This is a genomic window from Pseudomonas saxonica (assembly GCF_007858365.1).
GTDB classification, from domain to species: domain Bacteria; phylum Pseudomonadota; class Gammaproteobacteria; order Pseudomonadales; family Pseudomonadaceae; genus Aquipseudomonas; species Aquipseudomonas saxonica.
Genome location: NZ_VFIO01000003.1, coordinates 37,613 through 53,262 on the forward strand (window position 1 = coordinate 37,613; position 15,650 = coordinate 53,262).

11 protein-coding genes and 3 pseudogenes are annotated in these 15,650 nt (G+C 52.1%); 6 read left to right on the forward strand and 8 right to left on the reverse strand.

Features of this window, described 5'->3' with window-relative positions; genetic code table 11:
• Positions 1–66: 66 nt before the first annotated feature.
• Both mauJ and FJD38_RS09875 read left to right on the forward strand, forming a co-directional pair.
• Positions 67–1,392, forward strand: coding sequence for a methylamine utilization protein MauJ (gene mauJ / locus FJD38_RS09870; protein ID WP_167654261.1), 1,326 nt, complete (start codon positions 67–69; stop codon positions 1,390–1,392).
• Positions 1,393–1,510: 118 nt separating this feature from the next.
• Positions 1,511–2,128: a 3'-5' exonuclease gene (locus tag FJD38_RS09875; RefSeq protein ID WP_146385133.1), complete on the forward strand. Its 618-nt coding sequence runs from the start codon at positions 1,511–1,513 to the stop codon at positions 2,126–2,128.
• Between the two features lie 3 nt (positions 2,129–2,131).
• On the opposite strand, the gene FJD38_RS09880 is transcribed toward FJD38_RS09875, so the two are convergent.
• The 4 genes from FJD38_RS09880 to FJD38_RS09895 all read right to left on the reverse strand — a co-directional run bounded on the left by FJD38_RS09880 (position 2,132) and on the right by FJD38_RS09895 (position 6,685).
• Positions 2,132–2,602: a Mov34/MPN/PAD-1 family protein gene (locus FJD38_RS09880; protein ID WP_158637858.1), complete on the reverse strand. Its 471-nt coding sequence runs from the start codon at positions 2,600–2,602 to the stop codon at positions 2,132–2,134.
• 7 nt (positions 2,603–2,609) lie between these two features.
• Positions 2,610–4,220: a ThiF family adenylyltransferase gene (locus FJD38_RS09885; RefSeq protein ID WP_341874134.1), complete on the reverse strand. Its 1,611-nt coding sequence runs from the start codon at positions 4,218–4,220 to the stop codon at positions 2,610–2,612.
• A gap of 115 nt (positions 4,221–4,335) precedes the next feature.
• Entirely contained in the window at positions 4,336–5,559 is a 1,224-nt protein-coding gene (locus tag FJD38_RS09890) for a nucleotidyltransferase domain-containing protein (RefSeq protein ID WP_146385139.1), read from the reverse strand.
• A gap of 7 nt (positions 5,560–5,566) precedes the next feature.
• The gene (locus FJD38_RS09895) at positions 5,567–6,685 is read right to left on the reverse strand and encodes an SAVED domain-containing protein (protein WP_146385141.1); all 1,119 of its coding nucleotides are present in this window, start codon (positions 6,683–6,685) and stop codon (positions 5,567–5,569) included.
• A 334-nt stretch (positions 6,686–7,019) separates the two neighbouring features.
• On the opposite strand from FJD38_RS09895, the gene FJD38_RS09900 reads away from it, so the two are divergent.
• Positions 7,020–7,316, forward strand: a complete 297-nt coding sequence (locus tag FJD38_RS09900; protein WP_244302718.1) for a zinc-binding dehydrogenase — start codon at positions 7,020–7,022, stop codon at positions 7,314–7,316.
• A 92-nt stretch (positions 7,317–7,408) separates the two neighbouring features.
• Here the strand turns inward: FJD38_RS09900 and FJD38_RS09905 are convergent, their stop codons facing one another.
• A complete protein-coding gene (locus FJD38_RS09905) occupies positions 7,409–8,599 on the reverse strand; it encodes a hypothetical protein (protein WP_146385145.1) in 1,191 nt (396 codons plus the stop codon).
• A 141-nt stretch (positions 8,600–8,740) separates the two neighbouring features.
• Here FJD38_RS09905 and FJD38_RS09910 point away from each other — a divergent pair.
• Both FJD38_RS09910 and FJD38_RS09915 read left to right on the forward strand, forming a co-directional pair.
• Positions 8,741–9,346: pseudogene (locus FJD38_RS09910) on the forward strand (aldo/keto reductase); the annotation flags it as partial.
• A gap of 102 nt (positions 9,347–9,448) precedes the next feature.
• A complete protein-coding gene (locus tag FJD38_RS09915; RefSeq protein WP_146385147.1) occupies positions 9,449–10,543 on the forward strand; it encodes a hypothetical protein in 1,095 nt (364 codons plus the stop codon).
• 110 nt (positions 10,544–10,653) lie between these two features.
• On the opposite strand, the pseudogene FJD38_RS09920 reads toward FJD38_RS09915, so the two are convergent.
• The 3 genes and pseudogenes from FJD38_RS09920 to FJD38_RS09930 all read right to left on the reverse strand — a co-directional run bounded on the left by FJD38_RS09920 (position 10,654) and on the right by FJD38_RS09930 (position 14,457).
• Positions 10,654–11,480, reverse strand: a pseudogene (locus FJD38_RS09920) (aldo/keto reductase).
• Between the two features lie 74 nt (positions 11,481–11,554).
• Positions 11,555–11,808 (reverse strand): annotated as a pseudogene (locus FJD38_RS24750) (MFS transporter); the annotation flags it as partial.
• A gap of 3 nt (positions 11,809–11,811) precedes the next feature.
• Entirely contained in the window at positions 11,812–14,457 is a 2,646-nt protein-coding gene (locus FJD38_RS09930) for an AAA family ATPase (protein WP_146385149.1), read from the reverse strand.
• Between the two features lie 146 nt (positions 14,458–14,603).
• On the opposite strand from FJD38_RS09930, the gene FJD38_RS09935 reads away from it, so the two are divergent.
• Positions 14,604–15,233 carry a hypothetical protein gene (locus FJD38_RS09935; RefSeq protein ID WP_146385151.1) on the forward strand — a complete coding sequence of 210 codons (630 nt, stop codon included), beginning with the start codon at positions 14,604–14,606 and terminating at the stop codon, positions 15,231–15,233.
• The last annotated feature ends 417 nt before the right edge of the window (positions 15,234–15,650 follow it).

A 15,650-nucleotide genomic window follows, 5' to 3' on the forward strand; every position in this document is an offset into this window, starting at 1 on the left:
CTCACATCGGCAACCAATATAAACTGAGGTTGAACCCTGTAACCGCCAAACCCTAGGAGCTTCACAATGCTGGCGACCGATGATCCATTCGAACGAGCAGAGCAATATCAGGCCCAGCGAGGTGAATGGGTGGTTGGCGGGCTGGAAACCCAGGTTTTCTGGCCGAATAGGGCTCAGCTGATAACCTTTGAGGGGCTAGAGTTTCTGCTGCAACCGGCTATATCCGAAGGGCAGCATCGGAGCCTCCCTGCAATCGCGCTTCGAGTTAACGGTCAAGGCATGACTGTCAATGAAGGGCGAGCTGCAGTGATGCGCCTGGCGACTGCAATTGCCTGGCGTGAGGGTGCGAAAGTAGAGATCGTCATGTGGGGTGGTGGTAGCCATCCACACCGTGTTGGCATGCTTCGTAACAACGCTTTTACAGAGTTTTTTTCTGAGGAGAACCTCCACTCCCCTCAAAGCGATGAAGCCAGCAAAGCAATGGCCTACTATCGTGAAGGGCTGTCACTCAGCAATCCCTTCTACTCGTTTCTCGGATTCTACAAAGCGTTTGCCCGCTCTCTGCCTGTTGGCCGAGAACGAGGGCCGTGGATCCGGCAAGCCCTACCGGTATTAACGGACAGAGACTCAATTGCGCGTCGTGATGAGTTGCAGGCTCTTGGGACTGACATTTCCGACTACCTAGCAACACAAGGCCGCCATGCTATCGCCCATGCCGAACGCGACGATATCGTAGATCCGGATGACCCGGATGATCACCAGCGGATTCACATGGACAAGCCACTGATGAGACATCTTGCTGAGCTCGCTATGGAGGAGCGTCTTGAAGTGCCAGCACGGTGGGCATATGAACAGGAGCACCTGTATGAGCTCGAAGGATTTCGTGCTCTGTTTGACCAGGAGCAGTTGGAGGGGCTGAAGCGGGGTGAGCTCGCTCCGAATCGGCAATGCGAAATTCCGGATGAGTTTTACGTACTCGCACGCAAAGGAAAGTCATGCACTCCCCTTGGAAACATGCGCCTTATATCCGCTGGCATGGATGACGGGAAGATAGGTGTTCGTCTGGAGTCGGCCAACGGTCGAGTGGCGTTTATTTTCTGGATGGATTTCAGAAACGAGCGTTTACTAATTGATCCTCTAGCGGGTTGTGGCTTACTAAATGAACGGCGTGATAGCAGAAGTGACATCCAGTCGGAGCTCTCTCTACAGGAGTTTAAATTCGCCTTGTACTGTAATGCGTCGGTGGAAATCTGGTCTTCAAACCTGCAACAGCGCTTAGGTAAATCAGAGCCTTTCATACTGGAGAATGCCATGCCAGACTTGGCTGGGCATCGGCAGATCATCGACGAGCTCAAAGCCGCCTTGGAGAGAATTCCCCCTGAAGAGGGCTAACTGTTCCGTGGAGGCGGTGAAGTTAAGCCTCTCTTGTCGGATGGGCTATCAGGTCGCCACGATTGGTGAAAAAAGCCGTAAAGTCGCAGTCGACCCCAATCAAACGGTGTGCTGACCAATGCATAACCAAGAAATACAGAGCATCTACCAAGACCTCGAGCCGTTCAGGTACCTCTTGTGTGTTGACCTTGAGGCTACCTGTGATGAGATACAGGAGGGTGATCATTCGCGGGCCTTGGTTGTGAAGCCCAGTGAAATGGAGACTATTGAGATCGGCCTTGTCGTGATAGATCTTCATAGGAAGCAAAAGACGAAAAGCTTTCAGAGTTTTGTACGTCCCCACCTGCACCCGGTGCTCACTCCTTTCTGTAAGCAGCTGACGACCATAGCGCAACGCGATATTGATTCGGCGCCCAGCTTTACTGACGCAATGCAGCGACTCAGGGACTTCATTAGTGCCTATGATGATGTTGCTTGGGCCTCATGGGGTAGTTACGACGCCGTCCAGATTCAACGCGATGGGGCAATCAATCAGTGCAGCGCCATCCTGGAAAGCATCCCCCACTTCAATGTAAAAAATTGGGTGGAATACGATTCTGGTCAACGGCCCTCTGGCCTAAAGCCTTGTATAGAAAAGCTGGGGATCGTATGGGACGGGACTTATCATCGCGGAATTGATGATGCAAAAAATGTGGCCTCGCTGGTTCTGCAACTTCTAGATAGCTCAACTCAATGACGGTTACCGAATGAGGCTTTCAGCACGCCAGAGCGTTGCTCCGTCATGTACCCACACTCCAAATCCCATTGGTGCAGGTGCGGTACCAAGGATCATGAATACCAGCCCCTGGTAATCTGATTTTCCAGCTCGTGCCTGTTCCTCAGCCATGGCAACGTCAGTCGGCGAAATATGTGGCTCAAGCTCGGGATGCGAATGCCAGAAGCCGATGCAGTGAAGCCCCTGAACAAACAAGCGATCTCGCTCACGACGTACAGCCTTCATATCTAAACGGACAGAAGTGAACCTGGCCCAGAGTGGCGCAATTAGCGTTACGTGGTCTACCTGCACTGAAAGAGCCTGAAGATCACGGGTGTATAGCTGTCCAACCAACTCGCGTGACTGCCCACCCTTCTGGGCAAACGCCTGTAGCTGAAGCACCGCTTCCTTAGGAAACTCCAGACACCAGGCTGCATCTGGTATTTGGAAGCGCAAAGGATATCTACCCTCCATAAATATCATGGAATGATCGAGTCAACTGAACAGAGTCAAATATGCTTTTCGTCTTTGGGACATACGGGCCACATACTGCTGCAACGCTGAGAGTGCTGAAAAACCCTTCAGATCTAACCCAACTCCACACTTGGGAGTCTTTAGCCACACCGTCTATTACAGCGAGCGTACGCTCTGATACAAATCCTGCGACCTGAGCGACATCAGATGATCCATAGGGATGAAACCCTGTTCCGCAAGCAGGTAGCTGGATGAGGGTGCTGGATGGCCACTGGGCGACGTTCACACCAACCGCTGGCTCTTCAACGGGGTATTGATCCGCCGGAGCCAGGTGGACTAGGTGGGCTGCTGCGCAAAACGGTTCCATCCAAGCGTGGAAAATTGCTGAGCCATCGAAACACAGATTGCGATACCGAACGAGCATGCTGCGCACGGCAGCTTCACCCGTCAGATCAACCACAACCTCGTACTGTCCTGGCCTACACTGTGAAGGAACCCAGCGCTCTGCCTTAACGCGATGTGCATTCACCTGTACTGAAGGGACGAGTCGCAGCAGACGGGAAGCCATTTCATTCGCCTTGCCCAAATCGATACTATCAGCACCGAGCACATGTCTGGCGCAGTTCGCAGCGTCGAAACTCTCCTTGTCGACGATGTCAATGCTGCCCACTCCTGCTCTCGCCAAGTGTTCAATGACCATTGAGCCGAGCGAGCCACAACCTAGAACCAAAGCCTTAACGCTTCGGCGCCGATCCACCGCCCCCAGGTTTTGATCCCGCGCTAGGGCCCAATTAGCATCCACACGGTCAAAGTAAATCGGCGTGATACGCGGCCTGCTCATACCCGGAATCGTTGGAGCCTCAAGTAGGTAGCCATAACAGACATCGGACTGAACGAAAACAACCATCAGAATTTGTTCAATTTTGTGGCTCTTTTCTATTAGCCAAGCTTTAAGCCTGTGAGTATCGCCGGTCAAATGGCTTACTAGCGCATTGAGTTCATCGATTGAGGTCGGCCAGGCGTCGGGAGTCCAAAGAAACGAGTCCGGTAAAGGAAGAAATAACGAGCCCCCCCTTTTCAAAGTGCCGTGCGACCAGTCGTGACGGGTGGCAAGGGAATGCGGATCTGTATCACCTAGGTTGGCGAGCAGGCTCGTAATTCGTTTCTCTCTCTGCCCTGAAAAATACGCTGCGACCCGACCTTCCACTGGATCATCTACCTGCGAATAATTTACTCGAGCACAGAATGGCGCCACTCCTCCATTTAAAGCTCTTTGCCTCAGACAAAAACGCGCCCAGTACGACAAGCTTTCTCTCTGGAACTCTGCCTGAATCCAAGCTGGATCCTGAGTGTTTTGCCAGAAGTCCTCTAGCTTTGTCAGCACTGCTTTCACGGCACCCACAGGGTTGTCGTAGTCATCCGGCGAGGGTTGCACACCGTGGCAGAACAAGCCTGTCTCTTCCACATGCGGCCATACTAGGCAAAGTCGCTTGGATAAATATACGGCTGGGGGCACAGCCGGAAAATCTATAGAAATACAAATCTCGGCACGTTGGGAACCTTGGCTGGGATGTACCAACTCAAGATCCCAGACATGCATCTTTCCCCTGTTGTGCGCGCGGCGAGAGGGTACCGCGAATGTCGAGCCTGGCCCATCAAGCCAATCTTGTATGGCTTGTGCCGCAAGCTCATACGGCGTCCTTCCAAATCCCGGATCAAGCAAGCGTGTCGCGCTCCCCTGTAGAGCGAGGCCGTTGAGGCTGCGTTGCCGAGTTGCCTGGCGCAGTTGCCAGGAGGCCACCTAAAATACCTGTTGGCTGGGGCTGCATTTCCTTCCACCCAGACACACCGACCTCCCCGAAAACGGCACGAATTTTTTCTTCCGAGCGCTTACTGTAACCGGCCACGAAGAGCGCGAAGAGATCATCGCTCAGTTGACGGTGCCAAGTATTGAACTCTCGGGCACGAAGTCCACCGTCATGATTCCACTTATCAGCGAAGTTTTCTGGATAGGGGCCTTCTAAAGCAGGGTTGTTAACCTCGAATTGGCGGTCACGCTTGATATAGCCAGGCATGCGCTCGACAACTTCCAAAACCACGTCAATTGCCGATACAAAAGCATTGGGCTCCTGAGTTGCCATATCCTGGTACGCCTTGGTCGCAAGCGTAACTAAGATCACAGAAATCGGCATTGCCATGCGGCGCTTATCGGGTAGCTTTCGAAAATAGCTATCACGGTGCAGCTTCATTAACTGTACCAGCCGACGCAAAATGTCATCGATCCGCACAGGCTCACTGGGGAGTGGATCTACCTTAACAGCAGCGTCTTCGGCTTTGATCAACCACCGGCGCTGTTCAAAAGCAAATCTGAGCTGAGCAATTGAACAGAACCAGCTAGCGAACTCTTCAGGGTTTGAAGGGCTCCAACCTTTCTCCTGATCGCGTACCCGCAAGTCCGCACCCGTAATGGCGTACGAAACGGGAACGGCAGGAGTAACGTCGAAGTAGAACGACTCCCCGGGGTATCGCAGTCGCCAACAACGGTTCTTCGCCTCAGGTTCACCAGCCCCAGGGATCCCCCGGAGTGCCTCCCCGAAGGCATTGAAGAACATGTCGGGTGGCATAACTGATAGAGGCCCACCGCGTACCTTAATCACTATATCGAGGTCGAACTTTTCCGGCCCGTAGCACGCAACGGTGGTTTGGGTACGCATCGAACCCTGTACGACGACATGCACGTTTTCTTCACGCATATTGAGCTTATGCGCCACATGTCGGGCGAGCTCGTAATACCGAGCCTCAGCGGCCCTTCTCTTCTCTTCTGGCAGCTCAAGTTTTTTCAGCAGCTTGACAATAAAGGACTCCCACTGAGTCTCCTCATTCGCCACCTGAATGGTTTTCGCCAAGAGGCGGGTTTTCGGCTCGAACATGGGCAGCATGGACACCTCAGGCGTTAGCGGTTTGAATTTCTGTGGGAACGTAGGTAGCAGAAGCGCCTAGCGTCAAGGGCATCCGGACACTCCATGGGTAAGCAGGTGTTTGTCCTTTCTCCCACTGGTAACACTGCAGCGCTGGCATATTGCGAGCGTCATAGGCTTTACCGAATCGAATGGACAAGCTGGCTGAGGCGGCGAGAACGAGATGTATACACGATACCCCACGATTCTGGAGCTCGGACAGAACGCCGAGGAACTGATCAGTAAGAGCGACTTGTTCTTTCTCTGACCACAAGGCGTTAACACGTGGGTTAGGGCGAAAGAGATGTATCAGGGGCATACTCGGAAACGTTTCTGCAATATCAGCAAGTTCTGCAGTGTAAGAAGCGGAAACTGCCATTACGACCGGGGTACTGCGCTTTGTGTCATCCAGTCCGTCGACCTCGAAGCGATTGCCAGAGTCAATGTCCGTCAACTCCCGCCATTGTTCCTTTGTACGATCCCAATCCATAAGCGTCACGCGACCTTCGTCATCAAGCAGCACCCCCGCGTAAAACAAGAGCGGAACCTGCATCACGCCGCCAGCGAAAACCTGTACATCGGATCTCGAAGTGTCACCGCGCCGAAGCCTGAGGTTGCGAGGTATATGTGCCAATTCTGCGAGCGCAGCTGGAACATTTAATTCGCTTGGCGAAACCATGCTGCGCAGCTCTACTCGGCAGTCTTCTCTACGCCCGATGAACCTCGCAGGAATAGCGGAAACCAATGGGGCATCAGAAGTATCTATCAAGCCTCGAAGTTCAACGACCGCAACCCGCTTGGTATCAGCCTCCTTTGCCTCCCTCCTATAGATCACGAGGGTGAGCACAACCCCGACAAGGAAGCCAAGCATTAGAACCCATGCGATCAATGTTGTAACCGCCGTCGGCAATCCACCGGTAACGGAAACTTTCAAGAACTCGATGAAACCGCCTATCTGTCGACCTTCGACTGTGAAATCGCCGAGAGACATGCTAACGAGCCCACCTACGCAAAGGGTTGCTAACGCCAGCCCTAGATTTCGCTTACGCATGTGCCAAGCGGCGTAGGTACTGATGAGCGTGATAGCCCATTGAATGAAACCTGACATGGATCGCCCTGCTGTGATTCCAAGTAGCCTCCACCATATGTAGTATTTAAAAAACTTTCAAGCACTACATAATGTGCCAAAGGTACCCTCGGACTCCGGGACTTTCGGATGTGAAGGCTACGCTCGCATCAACACGAATACTCGACGCATTTGCGATACCTGGTAGCGACACGGGTAAGCGAGTTGGTCATTTGTACTCAGTTATAGATGGCGGAGCTGCGACAAGAGGCAGCTTGAAGCGATGATGCTTGGAGCCTCAAGGCGATTCACCTCAAGGCGGGAGTCTTGTGATCTAGACAGGAGGACTTTCCCTTTCGAGCGCCTGGCTCCAAATTTGCGATTTGAAATACCCGAGGTGTCCGAGCAATACGGAGCACTTGAAACCACCGACTTGAGTGTTCCGGTCATGGAATTGCTGGGCAAAGACCTGACCATTCGCGGCTATCAGCTCTTTGAGATCACCCAAGATCCTGAACGTCTGAACCGTGCGAAGGACTTCATCACTAAAGGGCTTGAAGGTGGCGCCCTCCAGCCGATCATTTCAAAAACGTTCCCGCTCAGCGAAATGGTTGAGGCTCATCAGTACATGGAGTCCAACGCGCAGATCGGTAAGATTGTGATCGAACTGTAATTCACGCGTCGCAAGCCGTCGGCGAAGATATCTTCTGAATCTAGGCATTAAGCAAAGGCGTCCGTTGTGGCCGCCATTGCGTTCTGTCTCCGTTACGCAGAAGAGTCAGGTGCCTGCCGGCTTCTCACATTCAACGTTTGCTGACGAAGCACATGCTCTAGACGCTTTGTCAAAACCATCTGGAGCGTCCCGTCACGGCCCCTGGCAATTTTCAGGACAGCGACTAATTCACGATAATCAATTACGTGAAATAGATCACCGGTTTCGCGCATTGCAGCAACAGCTGCCTCATATACCTCATCCCAGTTTTCAGCAAATAGCTCTGAAACGATCGCAACACAATGCAATTTATCGGACAAATCCACGTTTAGGACTTTGCCCTCGCTTGAGCTGATCTTGCAGTTTCGTCGAAGCGCTTTGGCCGCACCTACGAGCTGCGTTACCCCTTTAAGAGCCTGCTTCTTTACTCCAGAAACCCGCCTTGCATGCGCCCTGGAGCCCTTTGAGGCAAGCATCGCGAGATCTTTAGTTTCAATGAGAATATTCCCTTGGCTGGAAAGGGCCAGCACGTCCGTCAGCTCTCTGGTTTTCTCACCATTTTCTACGGCAGGGCTCTTATATAGTTGTGCTGGGTAAACGGAGGAGAGTGCCGCCCACACTGAATTTTCAAGCATCCCCCCCTCATCTGGATGATCAACCTGGACAGTTTGATATGTGCCCATTCCCACGTACGACAAAAAATTGGGATGCCAGTCGACAAGTTTTACGGGGATTTTCACAGCAGCTAACTCAGGATTTTTCGCCACCGTACTGTTGTCGTGCATTGCGTCATTGAAGATATCTAGAAGACTTTCACCAAACTCTAGAACGCTTCCGGTGTAAAGCCTGGTGATAGGCTGAAGGTGTTCGGAAGCTTGTTCAGAATCGTCCGGGGCAAGAGATCCTGGCGACCAGCCGACGCAGTGATCCATCTCATTAAACAGAAAAAAATTCACGTCACCACGACTCAAGACCTCTATGAGTGCTTGGTGTTCTTCAGCATGTGCCTGAGGTCGAGAAACAATGAGTGGTGTGTCTGGAGCGTCGTGAATAATCCCTGCAACGCAGACTTTATTTTCTAACACACCTATACCGACTTCGAATGAACAGCCCACCGATAAAGCCTTGAGGCTGCTGATGGGGGCCTTGATCAGAACTGATGCACCATCCGTAGTGGGAATAAACCATACTCCTGCTTCAGACGAATACATTTCTTGCTGGATTCGCGCGCTTGGCATTATCAAAAGCAGGTAGCTCCTTAGCGTGTATTTTTCGGATCACATCTAACAAATGGGAAATTCAGCTCACTGACATCCAGCTAATGAGGCAATAAGGCCATTCTACCCTCAACCGGGTTTGGTCACCGACAAGGCATTGATCATGGCTATCAGATTCATCGCTGGGACTACGACACCCCGATTGAGGAAACGATGGAAGCTTTGCATGACATCGTCAAGGCAGGTAAAGCCAGATACATCGGCGCATCCTCCATGTACGCGTGGCAATTCGCTAAAGCTCAGCAGGTTGCCGTGGCCAACGGATGGAGCAAGTTTGTATCCATGCAGAACTACCCGAACCTGGTGTATCGAGAGGAGGAGCGAGAAATGATCCCGCTCTGTCTCGATCAGGGCGTTGGGTTGATGCCATGGAGCCCAATGGCACGCGGCAGGTTGACCAGGCCTCATGGCCAACAAACCGAGCGCACCAAAACTGATGTCAGCGGACAGTCGTTTTACCAAGCTACAGAATCTGAAGACGGTCGGGTGATTGACGTCGTAGAGCAGGTTGCCAATGAAAGAGGCGTGCCGATGGCGCAAATAGCGTTGGCATGGGTACTGGCAAAGCGCGGAGTATCAGCTCCCATCGTTGGCGCCTTGAAAGCAGCACAACTGGACGATGCAATTACAGCACTCGAACTGGTGCTTAGCGGCGATGAAATCAAACGCCTCGAGGCCCCATACGTACCTCATGCGGTAACTGGCTTCTCGTAACTCGATCTTTGCGGAAGCATCGTCGCGGACTGCCGAGTCTCAGTCTGTATAATCAGCGAAAGCCAAGCTGACACATCAAAGCATCACAGGGAGCAATTTACTTTGCTGAGCCGGACAGATCCTGAAATTTATGAGCTAGCCAACAATGTGCTAGCCGAAATAACTCAAAACCTGACAGATGGAATCTATAAACAACTCCATGGTTCCCTGTCGTTCGGTTGGGCTACCGCACCGAAATTCAATGCATGGGCAGAGTCAGACACGGTTGTCGGCGGCCCTCCACAGCATAAGATTGTTTTGCACTATGAGCTGGCCCGCCTGCTCTACCGAGATGCAGAGGACTTTTGCTCATTTGCGTCGAATGAGCAAACGAAGCGCCTGATCCATACGACATTTGCTGATGACGCAACCGCCCTCCTACCTGAGTGCTTCACGCTTGACGATTGCATTCAAAATATGTTCCTCGGATCGCTGACATGGGTGTATTTCCATGAGCTCGGGCACCTGATGCAAGAGCACGGGAGAGTCAGAAATAACGGGAGCTCGGCTTCTGCCACAACGACCATCCAGGAGCTTGACGCCCATGCTGCTCAAATCCTTACCGGTCGGCAGGCTTCGATTTCTCACGCCACAGAGTTGGCAGCTGACTCTGAGGCAATTACTCAGTGTCTGATTGCATCAGCTCGCCACTTTTTGAAAGGGCCACTTGTGGATGAAGGTGATGGCGCTGAAGTATTCATTGGCAGCGTGTATTTGCTGACCTGCAGCCTCGCCTGCATTTTTTACCGATTCAACGCTGGCTCCAGTCCGCACGTCGTAACACCGATAACGGGCTCCCATCCCAGCCCTATCTATCGGCTTGAACTCAGTGCGCCTCACATTTACGAGCTCACTGAGCTCCTACTGAAAGCATCTGAGTTTGATGGAGAGCGTAGACGCTTGGTCAGCATGACAAAACAAGCAGCAGATCTAGGGTCATTTTTTTGGAACTACAGCAAAGCAACCGGCAAAGATGAAACCATTCATCTTTTCGTCAAAGGATTCCTGCAGCGACCAGAATTCAAGGCCTACTCCAAAGAGATTCTCACTGTTTGGGACGAGATCCATCCCAGCATAATGGCCTCACGGCATTTTGGCCCTGAATTAGGAGTAATGGGGTTCACTCCGGAATTTCGGGACTTTGTTTTCAGCGATTGATCCAGAGTGCAACTGCAAATCCAAATTCTGACACTAGATGTCGAACGCTTCCTAAGAATGTCGAGCACAGGGCTAAAAGGTGGCTAGACCTTACCCCCCCCCATAAGTGGTCAGGCAAATGTACTTGGGTCAGGGCCCAGTCTTTTTCCGCTATTCAGTGCAACTATGGCGGCGAGGTCAGACGTCTCCAAAGAAAAATCGAAGACATTGAAGTTTTCACGAATACGCGAAGGCGTGATGGACTTCGGGATCGCAATCAGTCCGAGCTCCATGTGCCAGCGGATGATGACCTGAGCGGCGGCTCTACCGTGCTTTCGAGCAATTTCCAATATGACCGGGTCGCTCAGCGCACTACCCTGCCCCAACGGACTCCAGGACTGCGTAGCGATACCCATCGATTCATGGGCACTCCGAAGGGCCTCCTGCTGCATGAAAGGATGTAGCTCGATTTGATTCAGAACCGGCGCGACTCCAGTCTCATCGATCAGCTTTTGTAGGTGGTCAGCATTGAAGTTGGAAACTCCAATAGAACGAGCCTTCCCACTACGTTGTGCGTTGATCAGTGCACGCCATGTATCCACGTAATTATCTTGGCTGGGGGTATGCCAGTGGATAAGCAGCAGGTCTACGTAATCGACATTCAGTCGCTCCAGACTCGCATCCAGTGCAGAGGTAGCCGATTCGAATCCGTGGGCGTCATTCCAGATCTTGGTGTTAGGAATACTTGCTCTCGAGGTGCCCCTGCACCTCGTAGACCTTCGCCGACACCCTTCTCGTTACCGTAGATCGATGCGGTATCCACATGACGATAACCTTCTTCCAGCGCGACACGGACAGCAGCACGCGCCTCCTCGTCACTGGCCTGCCATACACCTAGACCAATTTGGGGTATGCGCTGTGCGTCAGATAGTTGAATGGTCAGCTGTGGCTTTACCATGAATCAATCTCCTAAATTCTTACTGTGCAAAGTGAGATGCTTTCGGCTTACCGGGTAGTGTCTCGCCCTCATGATCACGAAGTTGCAGCGCCGGTCGACATGGAACGCTTTTCAACACCGATGGAAATAGCGAAAAAGATGATGCCGAGCAGGGCTAGGCCTGCGCCAACCCAACCCGTTGATGCCCAGCCGAGTCCACCAGCAATGGCGAGTCCGCCAAGCGATGCACCGACGGCGTTGGATATGTTGAATGCACGTGATTAAGGGCCGCTGCGAGCGTTTGAGCCTCACCAGCAACATTCATCAGACGCACCTGAAGTGCGGGTATCCGTTACCTGGCTCGTAGCTGCAATGCGTTCAGCGTTTCAAGCGTCTGTACCACCAATTCGACTACACCTACGTCGAAGTCCTCACGGTTAGCTTCCTCGTGAGTCCCCTTGTTCAGATACAACCAAACCAAGGACTGTTCAGGTATACCCAAGATATGGTCTAGGGCTTGGATAATAGGTGCTTTGTCTGCGTGTTCAAAATTCGGCGCCCCCCTCAGCTTCGCTCTAATACCCTCGCAGAGATTACGAAGCCCAGGCTCTGCTCCGGAGCCTGCGATTTTCAAAGTCAGCATGCCTTGCTCACAACGCCCCAACCAACCCCACACTTTGCTGGTCAGCATTTCCAACGCTTGTCGCGACGCGCCCAACGCCGCCCTATCATCACCTCGCTCAACAGCCGCACGGGCATTGAGCAGGTAGGACTGCGTCATCGCATTTCCTAGGACGCGAGGATGGTAGTTTCCACTGTGATGCCTGAATGCATAAGCAGCCCAGTGTTCTGGCGCGACGTGGTTCTGGATGTCCTTGATGAATTCGTTGCTGTGGCAGGTCACGATGATTTGCGTACCCGTGAAACGGTCGCTTTCAAATATCGTCTCTCTTATGCCCTGGCGGTGTTCGTGATCAATAGCGTTAATGGCATCGTCGAATACGATTACGGGAGCTCTGATACTCAGACACTTTGCCAACAAAATGGAAAGGCCCAGGCATCTCACATGACCTTCACTGAGAATCTGTAGTGCGTCGATGCGGGCAGCAGGTGTGCCACGAAAGCTCAACTCGATACGTCCCTCCCCTGTCACTGGTAGGTACAGGGCTGACAGCTTGTCTGCGTCCAAATCGCGCACATTGAACTCGTTGTAAAGCTCCAACGTCAGGGCATTCAGGCCGGCCATTAAAGTACCTGGCAGTTCGGTACGGTAACGGCGCAAGAGACTTAAAAACTGGTCGTAGGCGTTGCGTATACGTGTATCGCGAGCAATCGCTTCCACCTCCTCAGCAACCTGTTGGATAAGCGGTGCGTTGTCAGCAGCGAACGCCACGATTCTAGCTCTGGCATCTGTGACAGCTTGCAAGGTTTGCAGGCGATTGGAAGCTAATGTAGTTACACCGATGCGAGCCTGATTAAGCCCGTCGCGCTCGTCGATTAAATCTTGGCGATTATCCAGGATCACTCGAGATGCGACGTCACGCGCTTCGAGTTCGGTTGCCAAATCAACTGCTCTCTGGGCTAACGATTTGCCTGTTTCATCAGGTTGGAAACCATCCACCCACCACGCCCGCTGAGCATCGACACCTGGATCCGCAAGATAGCGTTGCACAGGTAATGGACTCTGAATCGTTGCTCCTACACGTTGCGCGAAGGTAGCTAGAAATATCCGCAATGCTTCCGACGCGGCGTTTCGTGCAGCAATTGCAGTCCGCTGACGTGCTTGCAGCTCAGCCAGCTCCCTCAAACCTGCTAGGCCATCGTTGGCCTTTTGATACGGATTGTGGAGAGCCTGATAGTCGCCAGCAAGCGGGGTATCACAGGCAGGACATTGATCGCCAACGACCTGTTGAAGACCTAGGACAGCTGTATATAGATCCTGAAATGAGATGTCGTTACTGCGCTTTGCTAGCTGACCTTCAAGATCATTTAGAGCCTTTTGCGCCGTTTCCGATGCGCTGTAGGCATTGATGAGAGCGGTAGCACTCACGCCGAATATTGTAGGGGCTGGCTGGTTGATCGCCTGCTCGAGTTCCTGCAAGCGCCCTGGATACTCTGCGCTGCCTATGGCAGCCAAAAGCTGCGCATAGGTCATTCCTTGGCTGTAGGCATTGGCGTAGTTCTGCTCTGCCTGAGCATGTCGGATTAATGCAGCGCCCTCGTCCGCAACGGTCGCATTATCTTGATTCAACGTCGCTTGCTTGGCCACGAGCTCCTGGTTTTTCACAGCCACCAACGTTAGTTGACCCTCCATAGAATCATTGAAGTGCCCAACGAAATCATTGAACTGATCTATACCAAAGAGAGCGGCTATCAGCTCGGTTTTCTGCCCTGCAGGCTTTGCAGCTATGCGAGAGAATGCGTCTATTCGATTCTTCTCGACGAAGCAGATGCGGTACGTGTCTGCGTCCGCCATCACAGGTCTATGCCGACCATCAAAATCGGTTGCGAGTAATACTGGCCGGGCAAAACGGCCCTCGTGCGAGTTGGCAAGATAACGGTCAGCTGCAATCCGTTTGATGTCCCCCTCGTCCACAGCCCCGAGCAAGGCAAACTCCAACGCCTCACACAGGCTGGTTTTTCCGCTGCCATTCGGGCCGTAAAACATGACAATCCGTTTTTGCAGCTCGAATGGCTCAGGTTGTCTGAACCCTCGAAATGGCCCCACTGTAAGATGATGCAGCTTACGAAAAGCCCATCCTGCTCTGGCCTCGGCGGCCTGGGGCACTGGCTCATCAGGGGACGTTGCAGTGAGGGATAAGCGTGCAAATTCGCTCAACACAGAGGATCGTTGGCTGCGCTGCCTGGAGCTTGCTGCGACGGCAGGGAAATTCTCCGACACCATATTGGCGAATCGACGAGCGTCGTCGGAAGCTCCGCTGTCTGGGCGGTGAAGCCAATGAACGAATTGCTGGAAATCCTGCAATGCCGACGTCATCCATTTCTCCCGGCGCTGCACATGAGCGCGCTGTCTTACAATACATCGACCAAGAACAGAAACCTACTTCGTCGGACTGACTCCTTTTTACTAGGCTTCACGGCCATGCTAGCTTAGTACCCCCTACCAATGATGATGTTAAGTATATGTTTGAACCGAAAGATGTTGACTCCGATGACGTCACCTATAACTGGTCTAGCTACAGCTGCCGTGAAACACCTTCTGCCGAAGACTATTTGGAATACGCTCGAATGGATCTGGCTGATGGAACGGAGTCAAGAAATCTCATTAATGCATTAGCAAACGCTAAAAGAGCACTTCATCTACGAATGGAAGATGTATGCCTAGGTTTCGGTTGCATCTCATTAACTCGTGTTAAAAACTTCCATCTTCTTTCGGACTATATACTTAAATGCGGCCTACCCTCGCCAAGCGTATTGGAGAAATTCAACAAGCTTAGAAATGTTACCGAGCATAGCTACGAAGTTCCATCACTCGAAATGGTAGAAATCTATACTGGAGTAGCACACCTATTTTTAAGTGCAACAGATAGATGGTCGGTGAGACACCCATATGAGATCGACACTTGTGTAACAGACAAGTCAGGTACAAAACAGCTTAGGCACATATTTTTCAACTGGCAGAAGGGTGAAGTAACCCTTAAAATTCGCGACCTCGACAGTAAACCTTACGAATTCCCTCACAGCATAACTTATACAAATAAAGATAAAGAATTCTTCGACTGGGTGACGTATGGAGTGAAGCACAGCTCTTGATCCCAACATGTGCGTCTTCAGCCGCATATCGATCCTAAAGAGTCTCTCGAAGCCCCCCCTGCGGCCATGATGTTTTCCACGACACGGGCGAAGCCTTGCTAGGCTACCCGTGATTCATTCATCGGTGTTAAAGGGAGTGCGCGAAGGCGGCTGAATATTATTCATCCTGTGTTTAAGAGGCCTCAGCCTCAATCAGGCGTAAACGTATTTTCTTGCGGCGACAGTTTTATCCTGAGGCAGGTGCCTTGATACCGTGATTTTTTGTAGGGTTCAAAAAGCCTTAAAGCCAGCCTTAAAGTGATTGAATGGATAGCATTGTTTCCGCTCGTCGGGGGCGTTAGTCTCGCTGGCATAACGTATGCATTTTTTAATCAAGATCTCTAGCTTTCGTTTGCTGACTACACTCATGAGAAATTC

Excerpts from the sequence above, each read along its gene's own strand:
- mauJ (WP_167654261.1), top strand. The coding sequence starts at position 67 with ATGCTGGCGACCGATGATCCATTCGAACGAGCAGAGCAATATCAGGCC.
- FJD38_RS09890 (WP_146385139.1), bottom strand. The coding sequence starts at position 5,559 with ATGCTGCCCATGTTCGAGCCGAAAACCCGCCTCTTGGCGAAAACCATT.
- FJD38_RS09930 (WP_146385149.1), bottom strand. The coding sequence starts at position 14,457 with ATGACGTCGGCATTGCAGGATTTCCAGCAATTCGTTCATTGGCTTCAC.
- FJD38_RS09875 (WP_146385133.1), top strand. The coding sequence starts at position 1,511 with ATGCATAACCAAGAAATACAGAGCATCTACCAAGACCTCGAGCCGTTC.
- FJD38_RS09895 (WP_146385141.1), bottom strand. The coding sequence starts at position 6,685 with ATGTCAGGTTTCATTCAATGGGCTATCACGCTCATCAGTACCTACGCC.
- FJD38_RS09885 (WP_341874134.1), bottom strand. The coding sequence starts at position 4,220 with ATGCATGTCTGGGATCTTGAGTTGGTACATCCCAGCCAAGGTTCCCAA.
- FJD38_RS09935 (WP_146385151.1), top strand. The coding sequence starts at position 14,604 with ATGTTTGAACCGAAAGATGTTGACTCCGATGACGTCACCTATAACTGG.